This window comes from Luoshenia tenuis, assembly GCF_014384745.1.
Taxonomy (GTDB): domain Bacteria; phylum Bacillota; class Clostridia; order Christensenellales.
This window is the reverse complement of record NZ_JACRSO010000004.1, coordinates 231224-252149: the sequence shown is the minus strand read 5'-3', so window position 1 is coordinate 252149 and position 20926 is coordinate 231224. Positions and strand designations below refer to the sequence as shown.

Sequence of the window (20926 nt, the reverse complement as noted above, 5' to 3'; positions counted from 1 at the left end):
CACCCAAAGGGCGCACCGGAGGGAGAGATTACGTTGACTGAAAACCTATAGTATGGAGATAAGCAAGAGATCCTTCGCTGCGGCTGCGCCTGCGCTCTGGATGACAGATCGTTATCTGGATGGCGACGGGTAAAGCCTAGCCCCGGGAACCGAGAGATTTGCATCGACTGGAAAGGTCATGCGATTAAAAGGGCGACAGCCCTGAAAGGTAAGCGTGGGCATGCGTAAAGCCCAGCCCCGGGAACCGGAAGCGTTGCATTAGCTGAAAAGGCAATGCGATCAAAAGGGGCTATGCCCCCTTGACAAAGGGCGGGCGCGAGGATAGAATAGCAATCACGAGGCGTTAAGAAGCGGGAACCTGCCCGATCCACGCACCGGGTTCAAGAGAGCGGCAGCCATGGGCTGAGAGCGCCGCACCCGGAGGATCGCGGGAAGGTCCGGCCCGCACAGCCCCGGCGGGGAAGGGAGGCAGAGCTTCCATAGTATCCGCCGGCGTGGCCCCGGTACGTTACAGCCGGGAAAGCGGGTTTGCCGTACCTTTATGGCGGACCAATGCGGGTGGTACCGCGGAGAAAGATCAATCGCTCCGTCCCCTAACAGGGGGCGGGGCGTTTTGTTTTACACGGCAAAAGAAAAGGCCGGCGGAGGCGTTGGGGCAGAAGGCCCCACGCGCAACCAAACGCCGGCAGAGCGGGATTTTTGCGACGCGACGGTAGAACGGCGGCAGCCAAACAATGAAAGAACGATGAGTTGGAGGTACTTTTATGGCGAAAAAGCAGCAGGAATTTGTGACCCAGATCACGCCCCGGGAGGAGAACTTCTCCCAATGGTATACCGATGTGGTGCTCAAGACCGAGATGGTGGACTACGGCCCGGTCAAAGGCACCATGGTCATCCGCCCCTACGGGTATGGGGTGTGGGAGCTGATCCAAAAGGAGATGGACGCGCGCTTTAAGGCCACCGGACATGAGAACGCCTACTTCCCGCTGCTCATCCCCAAGAGTTTTTTGGAGCGGGAGGCCGAGCACGTAGAGGGCTTTGCCCCGGAGGTAGCCTGGGTGACCCGCGGCGGCACCGAGGAGCTGGCCGAGCCGTTGGTGGTGCGGCCCACCAGCGAGACCATCATCTGCGAGATGTACGCCAAATGGCTGCAATCCTGGCGGGACCTGCCCATGATGATGAACCAGTGGTGCAACGTGGTGCGCTGGGAAAAGGCCACCCGGCCGTTCCTGCGCACCTCCGAGTTTTTGTGGCAGGAGGGGCATACCCTGCACGCCACCGCCGAGGAGGCCCAGGAGGAGACGCTCAAGATGCTGGAGGTCTACCGGGAGTTTGCCGAGAATGTGCTGGCCATCCCGGTGTTCTGTGGGCAAAAGAGCGAGCGGGAGAAGTTCGCCGGCGCGGCGGCCACCTATTCCATCGAGGCCATGATGCAGGACGGGCGCGCGCTGCAGGCGGGCACCTCGCATAACCTGGGGCAGCACTTTGCCAAGGTGTTCGATATCAAGTTCCTGGATAAGGACGGCAGCCACAAGTACGCCTGGCAGACCAGCTGGGGCACCTCTACCCGCATGATCGGCGCCATCGTGATGGTGCACGGCGACGAGCGCGGGCTGGTGCTGCCGCCCAAGGTGGCCCCCATCCAGGTGGTGATCTTGCCCATCGCCGCGCACAAAGAGGGCGTGCTGGATAAGGCTTACGAGCTGAAGGCCAGGCTGGAGGCCGCCGGCATCCGCGTGAAGGTGGATGACCGGGAGGGCCAGAGCGCCGGGTGGAAGTTTAACGAATGGGAGATGCGCGGGGTGCCCATGCGCATGGAAGTCGGCCCCCGGGATATTGAGAACGGCCAGGTGGTCGTGGTGCGGCGGGATACGCTGGAAAAGGAGTTCCTGCCCATGGAGGGGCTGGAAGCCGCCATTGAGGAGCGCTTGCAGCTGGTACACGACGGCCTCTACCAAAAGGCGCTGAAGCTGCGGGAGAGCAAGACCGTGGACGCTACTACCTATGACGAGTTGAAGGCCGGCGTGGAAAAGGGCTTTGTGCACGCCATGTGGTGCGGCGACGAGGCTTGCGAGGAGGAGATCAAGGCCGAGACCGGGGCCACCACCCGCAATATGCCCTTTGAGCAGAAGCCCTTCTCGGATGTATGCGTGCACTGCGGCAAGCCCGCCAAGTACGAGATTTACTTTGCCAAGAGTTATTAAGCGGGCGACGCCGACAGGATAGAGAAAGAGGAAAGGAAGCGCATAAGAAATGAAGAAAAATGCCAATATCAAAAGCTGCCTGCAGCCCATGCCGAAGGTGCTGATTTCCTGCCGCGGCAAAAACGGGGAGGATAACGCCCTGGCCGTGGCCTACTGTGGCAACTGCAGCTTTGACCCGCCCATGGTGATGGTGGGCATCGTGCCCAGCCGGTATTCGTATCACATGATCAAGGAGACCGGATGCTTCGTGCTCAACCTTGTGGGCAAGGATTACCAGAAGGAATTTGACTATCTGGGCAGCGAGAGCCGCCGGGACGGGGATAAGCTGGCCAAGATGAACATCAAGACCGCACAGGGCGAAAAGGTGAACGCGCCCATCCTGACGGACTGCCCAGTGAACGCGGAGTGCACGGTGGTGGACTCCATCATGACCGGCTCGCACGAGATGTTCATCGGCAAGATCGAGTGCATCCATGTAGACGACGGGCTGCTGGACGAAAACGGGGATATCGACTTTAGCAAGATCGACCTGCTGTAAAAGCGAAAAGGGAACAGACCAGTATAAAAGCCTTCCAGAACTTGATCTGGAAGGCTTTTGCCTTACTAAAAGGGCGCGCTAACGCTGGCGGGTGAGGGTGGTCTGCTCGCCGGTGGTGTAATCGAGTATCGTCATCTCATTGGGATTAATCATGCTGCGGATTACCATAAAGAGCAGCTTTTTATCGCCATAGCAGCGATAGCCGGTGAGTATCAGCTCATCGAACCTTTGCGTATCCACTATATTTTGCTCCAGGATGCAATCATCGCCATCTAAATTCTCAAAATAAAAGTAAGCGCCATCCTCGTTTTTCCATTCGCCATCAAGATAGTAGTAGAACCAGTCGCTCTCAAAAAGCAATTCCTGCATGCGGTGGTTGGACCAATAATCCGACACCAGAATGTCGCATTTTTCCCGATCGGTCAGGTTCGGATCGGCCAAAAGATCCAACATATGCAGATATTGGTGGCTGTCGTATAGGTTGTCGGAAAGCTGGAAAAACGCATAGGCATCCTCCCAATCCCACTTAGGATATTCCCCGTCTAAAACGTCTAACCCCAAATAATAGGCCAGGTCGCGAAATTCGTAGAGCGCATTGTCCGCGGGCGCATACCCCGCCTGCTTCAGGGCTTTAAACAGTTCCAATGCTTGAACGCCCGTTTCCACGTTGCCGGATTCTTTAAACGCTTTTTGCAGGGATTGCGCTTTGCGCAGGTCAGCCTCCTTGTCGCAATCCTCCACGCCGGGCGCACCCTCCTCTTGCAGTGCGATAAAGACGCTTTTGGCCTCGTCGAATTTTTCGCCGTTCAGCAGCTGCCAGGCCCGATCTACGCGGCATTGGATAGCCTGGTCTTTTGCATCTCGATAGGCGCCCAGCGAATCAAACAGGGTGGCAGCCTGCTGGAAATCCTCCCCCTGCTGCAGGCGCAGGGCGGCGACATAGCTGCGCATTTGCGGCGTATCCGCATAATCTTCCGGCAGCTGGGCTAGCTGCTGTTCGCATAAATCCAGCTCCCTGTGTGCTAAGGCGTTTATCGCCCCCTCATAGGCCTGTGCGCGGGGCAGGACGTTTACAGCTATTATCCCGCCCGCGGCCAGGGAGAGCACGCCGAATACGGCCATGCAGATGGGAAGAACCCGGCGGGGCTTTGTCAAGTTACCCTCTAACCTTTGGCGGTGGCGGCGCAATAAAAGGACTAAAAGGGCGATGGCGGCGGCAAGGCCAGCCAACCCCAGCGCCAGGGCGCAGAGCAGCAGCCCCTGCTCGGGCTGCGGGCCCGGGGCGGCAAACGTTCCCTGCGCCTGGGCGATGCAGACAGGCGGGCAGAGCAGTACAAGCGCCATGGGCAGCGCGGCGAAGGAGCGGGTACTTTTTTTCATGGGATATACCTTCTTTCTCCGGTACGGGGAGGCGGATGACGCCGGTATCATTTTTGAATGGTGCAAGTAAAGCCGATGAGAAAAGTATACTTTAATACTTACTACGTTGTCATTCAGAGGGAGGTCGGCTTGGGGCAGGAATAACACTCATGGCGGGCGGCAGACGTTTTGAACCGCTCAAAAGTCAGGAGCGGCTAAAAGGGCGATAGCCCTGTCATTCAGAGGAAGGCCGCAAGGCCGGGCGAAGAATATCGTGTACGGGCAGGAAAGCGACGCTTGACCTGGGCTGCGCGGTGCAGGCGAAACCAGGAGAACACCCTGAGATTCCGCGCCTGTAACTCGGAATGACGGGATTTAAAATCGCTCTTCTCGCGCAAAAGTATGGAAATAAAAGTATGGAAATATTATACCGTTCCCCCGCGCTGCGGCACAAGTGATGAAAGCATGAGGGTTAGAAATAAATGGTAAGGCGTCCGCGGACGCACGGGCCAGGGATTTTGTGTTCCCGCCAACATCGCGCTGGCTGCGCCGCAATGAAAAAGGACGGTTGCGTGCGATGGCTTGCCGCGGCTGCAGAGCGGCGGAGAAAAGCGGCTGCGGCCTAAGGGCGGAAAAAAGCGCCCGGCTGGGCCGGGCGCTGTAAACGCCATGGGATAAAATGCCCGCGGACCTTACTCCGCCTGATCCAGATAGGACTGGACCCGGGTTAAAAACTCCTGCCAGCGGCCGGCGTCCCGGATGGTCATGGGGCAGTTTTTATCGGTAAAATCCGCGTGCTGGCGCACGGCGGAGATCTCCAGCCCGTGGGCGCGCAGCAGTTTGGCGGTAAGTTTGGCGGCGTTATCAAAGGTCTTTTCAAAGTTGCCGTCGCTATTGACGCACAGCTCCACGCCGATGCCGTACTGGTTGCCCTCCGCCGTGCTGGCATGGTAGGCGACCTCGTCATCCGGGATGTGGTGGTAGATCTCATCCTGATCCACGGTGTAATGCCAGGAGGTAGTCCCCTCCCCGCCGGAGCACAAAAAATCCGCGTGGCTTTTGGCGTCCGCCCCGGCGGCGGTATTGGCCGTTTCGTGGATGACGATGTACTTGACCTGGCGCGCTTTGCCCGGCCGGCCGGGCAGCCCCTTTTTCACCAGCGCAGTGTGGATGGCCACGCCGTACGCCTGCTCGCCCACATCCCCGGTGCCCTGCCCGGAGGGGGAGGTAGCCTTGGAGGAGCCGCAGGCCCGGGGCAGCAGCACGGCGCCCATGGCTAAGCCTGCGATCAGGACCAGCGCCAGTATGCCCAGGATAAAGCTGCGGCGCGCTTTGGGGTTTTTAAAACTATACCGGCCCATCGCTACTGCACCCCATCGACCCGCGCCAGGCAGTAATCTCCCAGGGCGTGGGTGACCGGCAGCACCAGGCAGAGCTGCCCGTCCTTTTCAAAGGTCATCACCCCGTCGGCCGAGCCGTTATCGGCCTGGGCCATGGCGGCGCCCAGAATCTCGGGGTCCAGCACCTGCGTGAGGTATTCCACCACATAGCCCTTCATTTCGTCATCCCCATTCAGGATGGTGATCTTCCCGGCCTGCACGGCCTGGGCGATGTAGGCCGGGTCCCGCCCCGCCATCAGGCTGCGGCTCTGGCCGGTGGCCAGGTCAAAGTTATAGGTATAGGCAAAGGAGGTGGGGTGGGCCGAACCCTGATAATACAACCCGCCCTTCATCACCAGGCTGAGGATCTGTTCGTCCTGGGTCATCACCTCAAAGTTCAGGGAATAGGTATCCTCCTTGCCCATATCGGCGATGGCCTGCTGCACCGTTTTATCGATCGTATCATTAATGGCCTGCTGCGCCGCGGCGTTTGCCAATCCCTCGACCTGGGGATAGGTTACGGAGATACCGTCCCGCTTGACAGAGCGGGTGGACACGCTGTATGCCGGCGCCATGTCCTGGCCGTTGGTTTGGGCGGCCTGCGGGCTTGCGGCGGGCGTGGCCGTGGCCGGCGGGGTGATCGCCGGGGTGTTTTGAGGAGAGGGACTGGCGCAGGGCGACGGGGCCGCCTCAGGTTCTGCCGGCGTAGCCGTGGCCGGTACACCGCCGGTAGGCAAGGGAGAGGAACGGACCCCGCCATCCACCGATGTGCAGGCTACGGCGGCCAGCGCACACAATAGGAATAGGCAAAAAATTTTGCTGCTATATTTTTTCATGTTCATTTCCTCTGCCGCCGCGCTTGGGCGGGCTTTTACGATACTATCCCATCGTGGGATTAACCTGATTATAAAACGTATACGTAACAAAGTTGTTACATTTTATTACCAGACGGTAAAACTTTGCGCGCTTTTCGTAAAAATATGGGACGCGCAGCGCCATTTTTTGCCAGAAACCCAACCAAAGTGGGGGATAAGTCCCTGAAATGGCCGTTATCCGGGAAAGCAAAAGCCCCAGACGGAAAGCCGGGGCTTTTTGACAAATGGTAAGCTACTGGGCGTTGACCACGCTGTCCGGCGCGGGGATCTTGAGCACCTTGCGCCCAAAGGGGATGCTCAGCGCGAACAAGAGGGTGAGCACGGCCTGTAACGCAGCCACGCCGAAGTTGTATTGTACGATGCCGATGCTGGCGATCAGGTATCCACCGGCCAGGTTGCCCACGATGGCCAGCACCATGATCACCGTACCGTTAAAGGTCTGGGCGGTGGCGGCGTATTCCCGGGGCACCAGGCTGTAGATGTAGGTGGGCAGGGCTGTGACGTTGATGCCCATGGAGATGCCCCATACCGTGCCGGCGATAAACATCATAAACAGGTTGGAGGCCACCGCGTACAACACGTTTTCCGCCACGGCGAAGATGCCGGCGGCGATCAGCAGCTTGGGCAGGCTGGCCCGGCGGCAGTAACGGTTGACAAACAGCATGCAGGCCACCTGCACAAAGGCGCCGTAGCCGCTGATCAGCCCGTACTTTTCCGCCGAGACCCCGGCGTGCTCCAGAATATAGGCGTAGAAGCTGCCGGTAATGGCCGTGTAGATGGACAGCACGATGGTCATGATAAAAGCGGTGACGAAATAGTAATTTTTAAATAGCTTCCAAGGCTGCAGTTTGACGGTCTGCGCCTTTTGTTTTTCCCGCTCGGCCTGCTCTAAGGCGCGGTATTCCGGGGTGTTGTAATCCTCCTCCCGAAAGCGCAGGCACAGGATCGTCAGCGGAAGGATCAGCAGCGGCGCCAGGTAGAACACCGCATCGATCCCGGTAAAATCCACCACCATGCCGATGCCCAGCGAGACCACCGCAAAGCCTGCGGAGCCCCACAGCCGGGTGACCGAGTAGTTGACCCCGCGGGCGCTCAGCGTGGAGACAAACCAGGCGTCCTGGAGGGAGTGGGTGGGCTGCTTGACCAGATAGTACAGCACGATCAGCGCGTACAGCGGCAGGCTGGAAAGGGCCAGCATCCGCCCTGCGGTGGGCATCAGCGCGAAGATGGCCGCATAGACCACCATGCTGATCAGATAGGTCTTTTTGGGCGAACGGATCTTATCGGAAATAATGCCCCAGATGGGCAGGGTGACCATGGCGATCACCCCGCCGATGGAGGCCCACAGGCCGATCTGCTGGCTGGAAAAGCCGATCTCCTTTAAAAATACGTTGTAGTAGTTCATCGGCGCGAAGGAGCCGAAGGCGATCAGTTGAAAAATGATGAATTGCCGGGTCAGTCTACGCTTGGTGTCATCCATGGTGCAAATTTCCCCCACCCATTCGCGGGCAGGCCAAGCCCGCCGCGCAATCGTCCTGTCGCCCGGGACCGGAAAGTCGCGGCGCGGCGCCTAAAATAACTCCTGTTTATAAACAAGCCATAAAAAGCATCCGTGCTTTATCATAGCAAAGTGTAAAAATTCTGTCAACTTTTAAGGGGAGATATAAAGAGAACGAGCCGGCAGCCTGATAGCAAGCGCTGCTGCGGCAGGGCAGAACAAAAAAGAACCGCGTGTTAGAATGCAGAATTTCCAGGGCGGTCGGGCGCGGGGCGGAGGACTATAAAGCGCAGAAAAGTGCTATTTTAAACATGGAAAAGGCCCTTATCCCCCAAAATATAGGGGATAAGGGCCGGACTGTATGCGTGGTTGAACGCAGAAAAGTGCTATTTCAGCAGCGCGTCGATGGGCTTGCCGTCCGCCTGGGGCAGCGTTAGGCCCAGCACCTTGGCAAAGGTAGCGCCCTCGTCCACGATGGGCACGGTCTCCAGCACCACGCCCTGGCGGAAGGAGGGGCCCATGCACAGCAGCGGCGGCTGGGGGCCTTTCTCGGGCATATGGCCGTGGGTGGAGTGGCCATAGCGGTAATCCGAGGTATCCAAGGGGCGCACGGCCGGGCGGCGCCAATCATCGCTGAAGGAGGTAAAGCCGTCGGTCTCCAGCACAAAGGAGAAGTCCCCGGATAGGTGGTAGCGCGCATCGGCCTGCTGGGCGGTCAACACCTGGCTAAAGCCGTAGATGCCCTCATCGGCCATGCGCTCCAGCAGGGCGTAGACCCGATCGTATAGGGCGGCGTCTGACGGGTCTTTCAAATAGACCTGGGCCGAGAGCGCGCAGGATTTGATGTAGGCGTCCCAATCCGTCAGGTTGCCCGCCGCGTCGGTGCGGATCAATCCCTGGTCCGCTAAAAAGACGTTGGGGCAAACGGCGCGGGTGATCTCCAGATGCCCATGGTCGCTGAGCACCACAAAATCTGTGCTGTCCTCAATGCCGGCGGCCCGCACCGCGTCCATCAGCTGGCCCAGCCAGCCATCGGTCAGGGCCAGGGCCTGGGTCACATGCCCGTTAAACAGGCCGGTGGCGTGGCGGGTGGAATCCACCATGCAGGGGTGGGTCATCAGCAAATTGGGCTTGTAGCGGCGGATGATGTCCGCCGCGCAGGCGATGGAAAAATTCTCGGACTGGGGGTGGGCATTGCCCTTTAAGCGCCACAGGTTGGGCTTTACGATCTCCTCCATAATGGGCCCGCTGCCCAATTTGCGGTAGGTGCCCTCCAAATCGTTTTCGTCCAGGTCCAGGTCCATCACCTCGGGGACGATGTAGTCGATCACGTCCTCCCCGCAGGCAGTCACCGGCCAGCGGCAGGCGGCGGTGGTCAGCCCCGCGGCCTTGGCGGCGTGGAACAGGGTGGGCACCTGCACCTCGTCTAAGCGGTTGTACCAGGGGCTGTTCAGATCCCCGGGGATAAAACGGTCGTTATTGGGGATGCCGGTCTTGCCGGCGTAGCACCCGGTCATGATGGCCACGTGGATGGGATGGGTGAGGGTGGGGTAGATGGTGCGCACCTTGTCCACCCGGGAGCCGCCCTCGATCAGCCGCTTAAAGTTGGGCAGGGTGCGCAGGGTCTCAAGATCCTCAAAGACCATGGCGTCCACACTCATGACGATGAGATGTTTGTTCATAAAAAACCCCTTCATTCAAAGCGCAGGCAGGCCCGCGCGGTATTTTTATCCATTATACCACAAAAGGGCCGCGCTTTAGCGAAAAGACGCGCGCATTTTGCCGCGGGGCTGCAGGGGAAGGGCTAAAACGGGAAAAGGCGGGCCGTTTGGCCCGCCGCTTCCGCTTGGAGGTTCCCATTCCTGGGGGTTGTGGGGTGTATGTTAGGAGATCCTACTACGCTATCTGGCAATGTTATTTGCCGCAACAGGCGGCCTTGTGTTTGCGGATATGACGCCGGGCCGCCAGAGAACAGGCGAACAGAATCAGCGCCAACAGGGGCATTATCCACTCGAACATCACGATCCACCTTTCAAAATTTCTTATTGGTTAGTTATAACTAACTCTTGCAAATTGAATATACCATAACCGCAGGTTTGTGTCAACCCCGAATAGAAAAAAATTTAAACTGGCCGCCCGGCCCCCAGGCAGGGCGCGGCTTGCCTTTTAAATGGAGGGCCGCTATAATGGGGGAAAAGCCGCCCGGCAAGGCGCGGGCGGCGGATCGAAAAGGGAGGTTTTATCGTGATCCGAGACATTCGAGGGGAGGACCTGGGGGAATACCTGGCCATGAGCCGAGCGTTTTATGCCGGCGGCGCGGCGCTGCACCCCGTCCCCGAGGGGAATTTTAAGGAGACCTTCCGGCGCTGCCTGGCGGGGGACCCTTACTGCCGGCTGATGATGCTGGAGCACCAGGGGCATATCGCCGGGTACGCGCTTTTGGCCCTGACTTATTCGAATGAAGTGGGAGGGCTTTGCGTATGGGTGGACGAGGTGTTCGTCAAGGAAGAGTACCGCTCCTGTGGGCTGGGGCGGGCGTTTTTCGCCTGGCTGCGGGAGACCTACGATAGCGCGGCCAAGCGCTACCGCCTGGAGGTATGCCACAGCAATGAGGGCGCCGCGCGGCTGTACGCGCGCCTGGGCTTTGAGCCCCTGCCCTATGAGCAGATGATCCTGGACCTTTAATGGAGCGCAAAGAGCGGCGTGGCAACCCTGCCACGCCGCTTTTATTATTTGCTAAGGCGTTAGTCAAAGTCGATCGTTATATCGCCGTTATTGGCGCTGGCTAAGAGGGACTTGTCGCCCCCTTCTTTTTCCTCGGGCAGGTTACATTCGCCCTTTTTGACCTGGGTGGCGATGGCAAAATCATCAAAGCCGCCCGCCAGCGTACCGGAGATATCCCCGTCCCGCACCTCCAGCGCCAGGGACTGGCCGACCTGCAGTTTTTCAAAGGTAATATTGCCGTTATTGTTGCTAAGCGTAAGGCTGCCGGCCGCCAGCGCGGGCAGGCAAATATCCGCATTGGTGGTGGACAGGGTCAGGCCCTCTAGCCCTTCCTGGGGCAGGGCGATGCGGATGGTGCGGTCCTCTAGCGGGGCCTTTGCGCCGATATAATCCTGCCACTGCTTATCGCTGCGGGAGGAGAGCACCAGCTCCCCCTCCTGTTGGGCGATCTCGTAGCCCTCTTTTTCGCTGGTGCTGTAGGTGAGGGTGATCTGCCCGTCCTGCGCGGGGACCACTTCGATCTGCCGGTCCCGCACGTCGATGCGCAGGGCCTTGACCTGCGCGGGGTCTGCGGTATAGTGCTGGGCCGTAAAGGTCTGCGCGGCGCAGCCGGGGGCCAATGCCGCGGCTAAAAGCAGGCAGCAAGCCAGGGCGATGATCTTTTTCATAGGTTTACCTCCTGTTATCGTGGGTTTATGCGGCCCAGGCCTTGTGCTGCGCCCGGGCGGGTGCTACAATACTGAGGATAAACCTTTGTGTAACACAAATGTCAAGGGGGACGGTATGGAAAATTTTTTTACCATCCGCCAGGCGGCCCAAAGGGCGGGGATGACCGAGGAGACCCTGCGGCATTATGACCGCATCGGGCTGGTCAAACCGGCCCGGCGGGACGATTGGACGCGGTACCGCTACTATTCCCAGCAGGACATCGTGCGCCTGAACACCATTGCGGCCCTGCGCTGCATGGACCTTTCCCTAAAAGAGATCGGCCAGGTGCTGGACTATGACGACCTGGGGCAGATCACCGCCTTTTTAAAGGATGCCGAGCGGGTGGCCGATGAAAAGATCGCCAACCTGCGCCAGGCCAAGGAGAAGATCAGGGCCGCGCGGCGGGATTACGAGCAAAAGCAAAAGGCCGGCGCGCCGGCGCAGGAGCCGTTTATCCGGGAGCTGCCCGGGCGGATGATCCTGCTCTCTCCGGAGCTGGAGACCCCGGCGCTGGACAACCTGTGGAACTACCTGCACCCTTTTTACCAGCAGCTGCCCCCGGAGCGGCGGGCGGCGTATACGTTTGAGGACCTGGCCGGGGTATATACCTGCCAGGGGCGCAGCCGCATGTTTGCCGTGTGCGCCCGCTATCCCGATACGGCAGGGCTTACGGCGCTGCCCGGCGGGCGCTACCTGTGCGCGGACTGCGCGCAGGATCAGCTGGAGAGCCGGCGGCAGGCGCTGACGCAGGCGGTGCGGGGGCGCACCGGCCGCGCGCCGGCGTTTAGCATCGCGCTGGTGGTGGTCTCGGGCATCTTGCAGTGGCACTACCAGCTGCAGGTGCCGCTAATGCAGGCAGGGGACGGGCAGGCGTAGGCGCGGGGCGGGCTAGCGGGTAGGCGTGCGCAACGCGGGCTGGAGCAGCCCGTGGTAATAGCCCTGCAGGGCGTGCTGGCGCACGTTCAGCCGGCCGGGGATGCGGGGCGGCCCCACGTGCAGCCCAACGCCCACGTGGCGGTACCCCATAAAGGCAAAGGGGATCTTAGTGACCGCGTCGTTGCCGTTTTGCACCCGCAGGGTCTTGAACACCCGGCGGTTGTAGCTGTCCCGAAAGGCGGCGTTGCCCACGCGGGGGCAGCCGAAAAGCGCCACCTCGAAATCCCTGTCCGGGAAATTGTATTGCAGATCCACCGCGCACAGCACGGCCAGCGCCGCGCCCAGCGAATGGCCGGTGATGCGCACCCGGTGCACGCCCGGGGCGACCAGCGCCTGGATGCGGGGGCGCACGGCTTCATCTTTATAGGCGTTGATAAAGCCGGTATGTACGCGTATCTTGGAGGCGGCGTTGCCATAGGGGATGCACTTTTTCCAAAATTGCAGGTCGGTCAGGGCGTCCCGCAGGGAATCGCTGCCGCGAAAGGCGATCTGCAACACCTCCCCCTCCCGGCGCAAAAAGCACTGGACGTCGTTGGGGGCAAAGATGGCGTAGGTGCGGCTGGGCGGAAGGTCGGGCTGGACATTGCCGTAGGCCAGGGCCGCGGTCTCCAGCTGCCGGGTGAGGGCGTGGCGGTCCATGTTTTTGGCACCTCCTTGTAAACGGGTCGATTTCTGCCATGAAAATAATATATGCGGATGCGCTGTGCAAAGGTGAAAACGCGCCCCCGTTGCAGGAGTTGCAATGGGGATGCGCTTTTTTGTATTAAAATACGTTTTTTGCTAAAGAAAGGATGGGCGGTTTTAAAATAGGCCCAGTTATCAAGGCTTTGCGGGCGCGCGGAAAAGTACAAAAGTGAATAAATATGAATACAGGGTTGATTTTTGACGCATTTTAGATAATAATGGAAGATGTCCTATTAGGTACTTGAATATGGACAGGGGCGTTTGCCCCGGCACCAGGCAAAGAGAGGAGTAAGAGGTATGTTTTGCGCACATTGCGGGAAAAAGATGGAGGACGACGCAGCCAAATGCCCACATTGCGGCAAGGAAAATAAGGCGGCACAGGCAAAGCAGGCCGCTGCGCCCCAGCAGGCCCCTGAAAAGCAGCCGGATCAGCCGGCGGCAGCGTCCCAGGCAAAGGGCCAGGATGCGCCCCAGGGCGCGGCCCCGGTAAAGCCGGCGGCGGGCGGCAAGACGGCTTTCCAGAAATTTATGGGCAACAAGCTGCTGGTAGGCGGGGCGATTGCGGCGCTGGTGGTGATCATCGCGATCATCGTCGTGGTCGTGCTGATGATGCAGCCCAAAAAGTTTAACCTGGAGGAGTATGTCGAGCTGAATTACGACGGTTACGATGGATACGCCACGGCCTATGTTTCCATCGACGAGAGCAAGCTGTACGAGGATATTCTGGCGGCCAAGGGCAAGAAGGTGGAGGATCTGGAATCCCTCTGGTCCCTGAGCGGGCTGAGCAGCGCGGCCAAGGAATACATGCTTTTGGAAGAGGCGGTGGACAGCATCGATGTGGAGATCACCTCGGAGCGGGAGCACCTGTCCAACGGGGATACGATCACCGCGTCCATCACCTATGATAACGAGATCGCCGGCCAGTCCAAGATCCAGTTTACGGGCGAAACGGTCACCCTGGCCGTGGAGGGCTTGCAGCCGGTGACCGAGATCGACCCCTTTGATGGGCTGAAGGTCACCTTTACGGGCGTGGCGCCCAACGGCAAGGTGGAGTACGCCTATGAGGGCGGCAACGCCGAGGTGAAAAAGTACCGCTTTACCGCCGATAAGAAGGACGGCCTGCGCAACGGGGATGTGGTGACCATCTCCATCAACGCGGAGGATGAGGACACGCTGCAGGCGGGCTACGCCTTTACCCAAAAAGAGGCGCAGTTCACCGTCAGCGATCTGGACGAGTATGTGGCGGCGTATGCCGATTTGACGGAGGACTTCCTGACCAAGGTGAAAGCGGAGGCGGAGGATACCATTTACGCCTATACGGCAAGCACGTACAACGGCGGCTCCGCCCTGTCGGATCTGACCTATTCGGGCTATATCCTAAACGCGGTCAAAGACGGCAGCGGATATGTGAGCAGCTACAACAACCTGTACCTGATCTACAGCGGCACGGTATCCAATTCGGAGGGCAAGTTCAGCACCTCTACGGTGTACTTCCCGGTGCGCTTTAACAATATTTTGAAGCACGGCGGCGCGCTGAACTATGAGGAGAACAAGGGCATCCTGGGCAACTCGCGCCTGGACGGCAGCTCTTACAGCACCAAGGGTTATATCAACCCCTTTGTCTGCTACCTGGATATCGTAGAGGAGAACAAGGAGGATTACACCGCCGAATGTGGCGATGGGTTTGAGCTCTACGCCCAGAATAAGGCCATCACCAAACTTTCGGACATTACCGACGCCTATAGGCAGACCCTGCAGGCGGACGCGCTGGAGCGGATCAACAGCTACATCGCCTCGGATTATAATGACAAGACCACGGTCAGCGACCTGGCGGTGGCGGGGGAATACCTGCTGGTGGCCAAGAACCAGGGCACGGACTTTGAGAAGAACAACAAGTACATCATCGTTTACTCCGGCACGGTATCCAACGCGGAGGGCAAGTTTGGGGCCACGACGGTGTACTTCCCCGTGGAGTACGAAGGCGTAGTCAGCCTGCCCGGCGACCAGTTTATGGTTACGGAAACCGAAGGCATTGCCGGCCATTCCAAGATCGGGGACAGCTCGTACTGGACCGACGGCTATGTGGATGGCGCGGAAATGTATAAGGCGATCATCTCGGCCAACCGGGATAAGTACACCTATGAGGTATCCGAAGGCTTAAAGAGCTTTGGGGAATAAGAGGGACTAGGGGGCAGACGCCCGAAAAGCAAGAAAAAGGGACGGAAGAGTGATCTTCCGTCCCTTTGACTATTATTTAAAGAAGAAATCAGGCTCGCTCATCGGCCGCCAGGCGCGCGGCAAAGGCGCGCAGCACGCCGGGCACGTCGATGCCCTGGGGGCAGATCTTGGCGCAGGCGCCGCAGCCGATGCAGGCGCCGGGCCGGGCCTGGGGCTTAAAGCCCCGCAGGATGAAGTAGGCCGCATCGTGACTTTCGTAGGACATCTCGTTTTGCAGGGCGATCAGCCTGGGGATATCCAGCCCCTGGGGGCAGCCCTCGGTACAGTAGCGGCAGCCGGTGCAGGGGACCAGGTCGATCAGGTCGCCCACCACATCCTCCAAAAGCAGGCGATGCTGGGCCGGCGTCAGGGGCGTATCGTCTGCAAAGGTGGCCAGGTTATCCTCCAGCTGCTCCAAGGTGGACATGCCGCTGAGCACCACCGCCACCTCCGGCATGGACTTGACGAAGTCAAACGCCCAGGAGGCGATGGAGGCCTGCGGACGGGCCTGCTTTAACAGCGCGTTGCACCGGGGGTTGATATCCGCCAGCCGGCCGCCGCGGCAGGGCTCCATCACCACCACTTTAGCCCCATGCCGGGCGACGGCGGCCACCTTTTTATCCGCCCCCTGCAAGCGCCAGTCCAGATAATTGAGCTGCAGCTGCACAAAGCCAAAGACCCCTTCCCAGGCGGAGAGGAACTGATCGATCACTTCGGCCTGGCCGTGGGTGGAAAAGCCAAGGTGGCGGATGCGGCCCTTTTTCTGCTGCTCCAGCAGGTAGGGCACCACGCCGATCTGCTCGTCCATATAAAAATCGTAAGAGCTTTCGCACACGTTGTGCAGCAGGTAAAAATCGAAGTGATCCACCCCGCACTTTTCCAGCTGCCGCTCGAACACTTCGGCCACGGAGCGGACCGGCGCCTGCCCGGCCAGGCCGGCGTTAAAGTGCAGCAGGCCATCGGCGCCCCGCTGCATCATGTGCCCGGGCAGCTTGCTGGCCAGCAGCCAGCTATCCCGGGGGTATTTGGCCAGCGCCTGGCCGATAAAGGTCTCAGACTCGCCCCCGTGGTAGCGAAAGGCGGTATCAAAGTAGTTGACTCCGGCGGCATAGGCCCGGTCGATTATGGCCTGGGCCTTATCGACATCGATATGTTCGCCCTGGCCGGCGGTGGGCAGGCGCATGTTGCCCATGCCCAGCAGCGAGACCTTTTCGCCGCAAAGTTCGCGATAGATCATAGAATAGACCTCCTTTATAGTAGGACGCCCGGAGCATGCGGGCTTACTATGGTTGAATGAAAGAGCACGCAGAGATACGCAGAGGGGATGAAGTGCTCAAACGCGCCCGGACGGCAGAAAAGACGGTAAAGCCCCTGCCGGGCCGGGGCGAGGGCGGCAAACGTGCAGCGGGCAAGTTCGGCTAAGCGGGCAAAGCGTGAGATTCCTCGCTGCGCTCGGAATGACAGGCCCGCTTGCAAGAAGCGCAAGGGCCAGGCGGGAGCAGGGGCTGGGCCAGCTAAAAAGCAAAAAGCGGTATGGAGGGCGACAGCCCCGCGCTGCAATGATAATGAGGAAAGGCCGCTGGCGGGAGCAAGGGCCGGGCCAGCTAAAAAGCCAAAAGCGGAATGAAGGGCGCTAGCCCTGCCGGGCCGGAGCGAAGGCGGTAAACTTGCAGCGGGCAAGATCGGCTAAGCGGGCAAAGCGTGAGATTCCTCGCTGCGCTCGGAATGACAGGCCCGCTTGCAAGAAGCGCAAAGGACATCGCGGGCCAAAGTGAGAGGCCCGTGCGGAATTATTCGCCCTGGAGGCCTTTTTCCGCCTCCAGCATGATGCTCTCGTATCGGGCGATCTTGTAATTAAGCCGCTCCAGCGTCTTTTGCATCTCAGCCATGCGGGCCAGCAGCGCGTCCCGCTCCTCGATGAGGATATCCTTGCGGGCCTGCTCGGTGCCCTCGCCCTGCTGCACCAGGGCCACGTATTCGATCAGCGATTCGATAGAGAGCCCGGCGCCCCGCATGCACTTGGCAAACTCCGCCCAGCGGAAATCCTCCTCGGTATAATCGCGCACGCCGCTGCCCCGGCGGTTGACCGGGGGGATCAGGCCGATGCGCTCATAATAGCGCAGGGTATCGGCGGAAAGGTCCAGCTCGCGGCTGACTTCAGCGATGGTCATGATCCATCCCTCCTTTTGCCCTATTGTAGACCCTGGAGCGCACTCCAAGTCAACCCCCGGCAGGGGATTTTTTTACCCTACCGAGCGGCCGGGCCAGGAGGCGGGGTTCATGGTATCCGGGGTGTGGTGGGCCAGGATGGCGGCGTAGTTATCCGCCTTGTGCTGGAGGTATTCGATGCGCTTTTGCGCCTCTTGCAGCTGCGCCTGGGCCACCTTTTTCTGGGCCAGGATGATCTTATAGCGCTCCTGTACGGTATCCTCGCCCTGCAAACACAGGTCCACGTACTTTTTAATGGCCTCAATGGACATGCCGCAGCCCTTTAAACACTTGATGACGGTAAGAAAGTTAAGCGCCTCATCGCTAAAGACGCGGTTGTTATGCGCATCCCGCGTGACGGCGGGGACCAGCCCCTTGTCGGTATAAAAGCGCAGGGTGTGCTCGCTCATCCCCACAAGGGCGGCGGCCTGTTTGATGGTATACATATTTTTGCCTCCCGGTATAAAAAGCCTTGACTTCGAGTAACTCGAAGGTTGTACAATAAGTCTAGCACGGGGGCGCGGCCCCTGTAAAGTACAATGGGAGGTATGGAAGATGGGTTACTTAGGAGAGCAGATCCCCAAGCTGGGCTTTGGCCTGATGCGGCTGCCGATGCTGGGGGAGGATGTGGATATCGGGCAGACCAAGGAGATGGTGGACCGGTTTTTGAACGCCGGCTTTACCTATTTTGATACGGCCTTTGGTTACATCGGGGGCAAGAGCGAGCTGGCCATCGGCGAGGCGCTGGTCAAGCGCTATCCCCGGGAGAGCTACCAGCTGGCCACCAAGCTGCCCGCTTGGGCGGACGCGAAGAACGCGCAGGAGGCCAAGGATATGCTGACCACCTCGCTTAAGCGCACCGGGGCCGGGTACTTTGATTTTTACCTGCTGCACAACCTGGGCGCGGGCCGCACGCGGTTTTTTGACGAGTACGGCATCTGGGATTATGTGCAGGAGCAAAAGGCCAAGGGCGTGCTCAAACACGTGGGCTTCTCCTTCCACGATAAGGCGGAGGTGCTCGAGGAGATTTTGCAGGCCCACCCGGAGATGGAATTTGTGCAGCTGCAGATCAACTACGCCGACTGGGAGAGCGACGCCATCCAGTCCCGCGCCTGCTATGAGGTGGCGCGTAAATACGATAAGCCTGTGATCATTATGGAGCCGGTCAAAGGCGGGCTTTTGGCCCAGCCGCCCGAGCCGGTGCAAAAGGTATTAAAGGCCGCGGACCCCAAGGCCAGCTGCGCCTCCTGGGCGCTGCGCTTTGCCGCCTCGCTGCCCGGGTTGATCACGGTGCTCAGCGGCATGAGCGGCCTTAGCCAGATGGACGACAACCTGCGCACCTTTGCGGGCTTTAAGCCTTTAGACGGGGCGGACGCTAAGGTGGTGGAGCAGGCGAGAAAGACCCTGGAGGCCATCCCCGCCATCCCCTGCACCAACTGCCGCTACTGTGTCAAGGGCTGCCCCATGGAGATCAACATCCCCGGTGTCTTTAAGGCGGCCAACTCCTTGAGCGTGTACGGCAACCTGGAATCGGCCAAGGGCAACTACGGCTTTGAGACCCGGGAGGGCAACAAGGCCAGCGCCTGCATCGCCTGCGGCCAGTGCGAATCGGTCTGCCCGCAGCACATCGAGATCATCGAGGCGCTGCGCACCGCCGTGGAGAACTTTGAATAAGAGGTAAACCGAAATAGCGAACGCCCCCGGCCAAGGATGCCGGGGGCGTTTCTTTATAGCGGGGTCACGCAAAAGGCGGACACGTCCCTTGCCGCCCTGTGGAAGGGGCAGGCCCCGTTTAGATATAATAGCGCAGGGTCTGCTCGATCCAGTAAAAGAACTGGCTGCGGGGGGAGAGCCGCTCAAAGCCCTTCATCCGCTTATAGAGCGCCACGCCGTCGGAGGGGTCGTGCCACAGGTCGCAAAACACCAGGTCGTACCGGCCGGCGGCCATGCGGCTGGCGGCAAAGTCAAAGGCATCCGCCTGAATCAGGGTGACTTTGTCCCTGCAGGGGAACTGGGGCAGCAGGTATTCCTCAAAAAGGGCGATCGCGTCCGCATCCCGCTCCACCACGGTGAGGGAGGCGACCTGCGGGCGCTGCGCTGCGTGGTAGGCAAAGTACCCCAGGCCCAGCCCATAGGTCAGCACCCGGCCGGCGGCCGCCGCCAGGGGGGCGCGCATGGTGGCGATCTCGTTGGGGGTGACGGTCATCCATTCCCGCCCGGCCTGAAGCACCGCGGGGTAACTAAAGCCTTGGGCAAAGTAGCCGATCTGCGGGATCACCCGCCCATCGGGCAGGGGGGCAAAGTCGTCACAGACAAAGGCCTCATAGGGCCGATAGTTTTGGGTGGTAAAGGCCCAATCGCCCCGGGCGGCCTGGGGAAAGCGGATGTTTTGCAGGTACGCGTCGCCCTTAAAATCCGCCGGGTCTAAAAGGTGGACCATGTGGGGGAAGTAGCGGTGGTACAGCGCCCGGTGGGCCGGGTTGTGCCCCATATCCAGCCCCAGCATGGAGGCCAGCAGCAGCCGGTAGCCCTCCTCCAGCTCCACCCCGCAGGCGGAGGCCAGCTCGGCTACCATCTCCCCGCGGATGGCGGCGGGGTCGCCGTTTAAAAACAGGCTAAGACGCTCCAGGATCAGCGCGTTGTCGTTTTGGATCGATTGGGGTATCATATGTCGCTCCTTTGCCCAATACCGGGCCCGGTAAAGTCAAACGCGGCGCCGCATACGGCCCGTCCCTCTATTTTAACAGCCAGCGCGAATTTTGCAAGGGGGTGCGGAAAAGCATGCTTTAACACGCGCTTCGTTGTCATTCAGAGGGAGGATGGCTTGGGGCGAGAATAACGCTCATAGCTGGTAAGAGATTCAAGAGACATAGGAAACTGGGAGCGGCTAAAAGGGCGATGGACCTGTCATTCAGAGAGAGGCCGCAAGGCCGAGCGAAGAATCTGGCGCGTTGGCAGGGTAGCGGCGCTTGAGTTGGGCGTGTGCAGGTGCGGGCAAGCCAAGCAGTTATCAAGAGATTCCTCGCTTACGCTCGGAATGACAAGGGTAGCCTGCTGCCTGCGCATAAACTTATAGGTTCTTGTTCAGTAGAAAACCAAGGCTTAATGCGAAACAGGGAGAAAAGTTAGGGAACGATTCCACTAGGTTAAGGGGGAAGGGGGATTCCGATTTCCCCCTAAGGCTAAAGCCCCTCTGTTCGCTGGGGCTTTCTGCAGCGGCAAGCCTTGCAGAAAGCTGACGCTCACAGAAATCATCGCGCCCTTTTCCCGCCACAGGCGGCGGGCGCTATAGATTTCCCTTAACGATCCCTTAACCCCTTGAAACGGCCACTGAAGTGGTGGGGACGGAGGTTTTTTAAACCCTCCGATGCTAATGAACCAATTAATTCTCCAACCATTTCGCTTACGCTATGCCCTTCGATTTACCCCCCCCTTGCCTCCCTCATCAGAGGGAGGCAAGGGGCGCGGCTGGCAAGGCCCATTGTCCCGCGGGGCGCTCGGCCCCCATGCGGCGCGGTGCAGGCGGTGCCGACGGGGTGCCAAGAGATTCCTCGCCTGCGCTTCGAAATGACGGGATTGTATGCTGCTGGCAGGTA

At 59.8% G+C, this 20926-nt stretch carries 18 protein-coding genes; 7 read left to right on the top strand and 11 right to left on the bottom strand.

All coding sequences use genetic code 11. From position 1 onward, the window contains the following. Window positions 1-764 precede the first annotated feature (764 nt). On the top strand, window positions 765-2204 hold the full coding sequence (gene proS / locus H8699_RS10375) for a proline--tRNA ligase (RefSeq protein ID WP_249285641.1): 1440 nt from the start codon (window positions 765-767) through the stop codon (window positions 2202-2204). A 49-nt stretch (window positions 2205-2253) separates the two neighbouring features. Then, a complete protein-coding gene (locus H8699_RS10370; RefSeq protein WP_249285640.1) occupies window positions 2254-2742 on the top strand; it encodes a flavin reductase family protein in 489 nt (162 codons plus the stop codon). 78 nt (window positions 2743-2820) lie between these two features. Here the strand turns inward: H8699_RS10370 and H8699_RS10365 are convergent, their stop codons facing one another. From H8699_RS10365 to H8699_RS10345, 5 genes are all read right to left on the bottom strand, one after another. Next, on the bottom strand, window positions 2821-4122 hold the full coding sequence (locus H8699_RS10365; RefSeq protein ID WP_249285639.1) for a hypothetical protein: 1302 nt from the start codon (window positions 4120-4122) through the stop codon (window positions 2821-2823). A gap of 671 nt (window positions 4123-4793) precedes the next feature. Next, window positions 4794-5462, bottom strand: a complete 669-nt coding sequence (locus tag H8699_RS10360; protein ID WP_249285638.1) for a peptidoglycan recognition protein family protein — start codon at window positions 5460-5462, stop codon at window positions 4794-4796. A 2-nt stretch (window positions 5463-5464) separates the two neighbouring features. After that, a complete protein-coding gene (locus H8699_RS10355; RefSeq protein WP_249285637.1) occupies window positions 5465-6316 on the bottom strand; it encodes a PdaC/SigV domain-containing protein in 852 nt (283 codons plus the stop codon). Window positions 6317-6587: 271 nt separating this feature from the next. Beyond that, window positions 6588-7835, bottom strand: coding sequence for an MFS transporter (locus H8699_RS10350; RefSeq protein ID WP_249285636.1), 1248 nt, complete (start codon window positions 7833-7835; stop codon window positions 6588-6590). Between the two features lie 404 nt (window positions 7836-8239). Next, window positions 8240-9535 carry an alkaline phosphatase family protein gene (locus H8699_RS10345; protein WP_249285635.1) on the bottom strand — a complete coding sequence of 432 codons (1296 nt, stop codon included), beginning with the start codon at window positions 9533-9535 and terminating at the stop codon, window positions 8240-8242. A 562-nt stretch (window positions 9536-10097) separates the two neighbouring features. Between H8699_RS10345 and H8699_RS10340 the strand changes: the two genes are divergently transcribed. After that, window positions 10098-10538 carry a GNAT family N-acetyltransferase gene (locus H8699_RS10340; RefSeq protein WP_249285634.1) on the top strand — a complete coding sequence of 147 codons (441 nt, stop codon included), beginning with the start codon at window positions 10098-10100 and terminating at the stop codon, window positions 10536-10538. Between the two features lie 59 nt (window positions 10539-10597). Here H8699_RS10340 and H8699_RS10335 read toward each other — a convergent pair whose 3' ends face one another. Further along, entirely contained in the window at window positions 10598-11245 is a 648-nt protein-coding gene (locus H8699_RS10335; protein ID WP_249285633.1) for a DUF4097 family beta strand repeat-containing protein, read from the bottom strand. A 115-nt stretch (window positions 11246-11360) separates the two neighbouring features. Between H8699_RS10335 and H8699_RS10330 the strand changes: the two genes are divergently transcribed. After that, on the top strand, window positions 11361-12161 hold the full coding sequence (locus H8699_RS10330) for a MerR family transcriptional regulator (protein ID WP_249285632.1): 801 nt from the start codon (window positions 11361-11363) through the stop codon (window positions 12159-12161). Between the two features lie 12 nt (window positions 12162-12173). Here the strand turns inward: H8699_RS10330 and H8699_RS10325 are convergent, their stop codons facing one another. Then, the gene (locus tag H8699_RS10325; protein ID WP_249285631.1) at window positions 12174-12860 is read right to left on the bottom strand and encodes a lipase family protein; all 687 of its coding nucleotides are present in this window, start codon (window positions 12858-12860) and stop codon (window positions 12174-12176) included. Between the two features lie 342 nt (window positions 12861-13202). On the opposite strand from H8699_RS10325, the gene H8699_RS10320 reads away from it, so the two are divergent. After that, complete coding sequence (locus H8699_RS10320; protein ID WP_249285630.1) at window positions 13203-15083, top strand: zinc ribbon domain-containing protein; 1881 nt, start codon at window positions 13203-13205, stop codon at window positions 15081-15083. Window positions 15084-15171: 88 nt separating this feature from the next. Here H8699_RS10320 and H8699_RS10315 read toward each other — a convergent pair whose 3' ends face one another. Beyond that, the gene (locus H8699_RS10315; protein WP_249285629.1) at window positions 15172-16359 is read right to left on the bottom strand and encodes an aldo/keto reductase; all 1188 of its coding nucleotides are present in this window, start codon (window positions 16357-16359) and stop codon (window positions 15172-15174) included. Window positions 16360-16415: 56 nt separating this feature from the next. Here H8699_RS10315 and H8699_RS12480 point away from each other — a divergent pair, with 56 nt between their 5' ends. Continuing rightward, window positions 16416-16544, top strand: coding sequence for a hypothetical protein (locus tag H8699_RS12480; protein WP_283244214.1), 129 nt, complete (start codon window positions 16416-16418; stop codon window positions 16542-16544). A gap of 368 nt (window positions 16545-16912) precedes the next feature. On the opposite strand, the gene H8699_RS10310 is transcribed toward H8699_RS12480, so the two are convergent. Both H8699_RS10310 and H8699_RS10305 read right to left on the bottom strand, forming a co-directional pair. Then, window positions 16913-17293, bottom strand: a complete 381-nt coding sequence (locus H8699_RS10310; protein WP_249285628.1) for a MerR family transcriptional regulator — start codon at window positions 17291-17293, stop codon at window positions 16913-16915. Between the two features lie 72 nt (window positions 17294-17365). After that, window positions 17366-17776, bottom strand: a complete 411-nt coding sequence (locus H8699_RS10305; RefSeq protein WP_249285627.1) for a MerR family transcriptional regulator — start codon at window positions 17774-17776, stop codon at window positions 17366-17368. Between the two features lie 109 nt (window positions 17777-17885). On the opposite strand from H8699_RS10305, the gene H8699_RS10300 reads away from it, so the two are divergent. Continuing rightward, window positions 17886-19004, top strand: a complete 1119-nt coding sequence (locus H8699_RS10300) for an aldo/keto reductase (protein WP_249285626.1) — start codon at window positions 17886-17888, stop codon at window positions 19002-19004. Window positions 19005-19122: 118 nt separating this feature from the next. Here H8699_RS10300 and H8699_RS10295 read toward each other — a convergent pair whose 3' ends face one another. Continuing rightward, entirely contained in the window at window positions 19123-19998 is an 876-nt protein-coding gene (locus H8699_RS10295) for a polyamine aminopropyltransferase (RefSeq protein WP_249285625.1), read from the bottom strand. Between the last annotated feature and the right edge of the window lie 928 nt (window positions 19999-20926).

Bases quoted from the DNA above. Each gene is read 5' to 3' on its own strand.
- H8699_RS10345 (WP_249285635.1), bottom strand. From the start codon at position 9,535: ATGAACAAACATCTCATCGTCATGAGTGTGGACGCCATGGTCTTTGAG.
- proS (WP_249285641.1), top strand. From the start codon at position 765: ATGGCGAAAAAGCAGCAGGAATTTGTGACCCAGATCACGCCCCGGGAG.
- H8699_RS10325 (WP_249285631.1), bottom strand. From the start codon at position 12,860: ATGGACCGCCACGCCCTCACCCGGCAGCTGGAGACCGCGGCCCTGGCC.
- H8699_RS12480 (WP_283244214.1), top strand. From the start codon at position 16,416: ATGAAAGAGCACGCAGAGATACGCAGAGGGGATGAAGTGCTCAAACGC.
- H8699_RS10315 (WP_249285629.1), bottom strand. From the start codon at position 16,359: ATGATCTATCGCGAACTTTGCGGCGAAAAGGTCTCGCTGCTGGGCATG.
- H8699_RS10350 (WP_249285636.1), bottom strand. From the start codon at position 7,835: ATGGATGACACCAAGCGTAGACTGACCCGGCAATTCATCATTTTTCAA.
- H8699_RS10360 (WP_249285638.1), bottom strand. From the start codon at position 5,462: ATGGGCCGGTATAGTTTTAAAAACCCCAAAGCGCGCCGCAGCTTTATC.
- H8699_RS10365 (WP_249285639.1), bottom strand. From the start codon at position 4,122: ATGAAAAAAAGTACCCGCTCCTTCGCCGCGCTGCCCATGGCGCTTGTA.
- H8699_RS10320 (WP_249285630.1), top strand. From the start codon at position 13,203: ATGTTTTGCGCACATTGCGGGAAAAAGATGGAGGACGACGCAGCCAAA.
- H8699_RS10330 (WP_249285632.1), top strand. From the start codon at position 11,361: ATGGAAAATTTTTTTACCATCCGCCAGGCGGCCCAAAGGGCGGGGATG.
- H8699_RS10295 (WP_249285625.1), bottom strand. From the start codon at position 19,998: ATGATACCCCAATCGATCCAAAACGACAACGCGCTGATCCTGGAGCGT.
- H8699_RS10370 (WP_249285640.1), top strand. From the start codon at position 2,254: ATGAAGAAAAATGCCAATATCAAAAGCTGCCTGCAGCCCATGCCGAAG.
- H8699_RS10310 (WP_249285628.1), bottom strand. From the start codon at position 17,293: ATGACCATCGCTGAAGTCAGCCGCGAGCTGGACCTTTCCGCCGATACC.
- H8699_RS10335 (WP_249285633.1), bottom strand. From the start codon at position 11,245: ATGAAAAAGATCATCGCCCTGGCTTGCTGCCTGCTTTTAGCCGCGGCA.
- H8699_RS10305 (WP_249285627.1), bottom strand. From the start codon at position 17,776: ATGTATACCATCAAACAGGCCGCCGCCCTTGTGGGGATGAGCGAGCAC.
- H8699_RS10355 (WP_249285637.1), bottom strand. From the start codon at position 6,316: ATGAAAAAATATAGCAGCAAAATTTTTTGCCTATTCCTATTGTGTGCG.
- H8699_RS10300 (WP_249285626.1), top strand. From the start codon at position 17,886: ATGGGTTACTTAGGAGAGCAGATCCCCAAGCTGGGCTTTGGCCTGATG.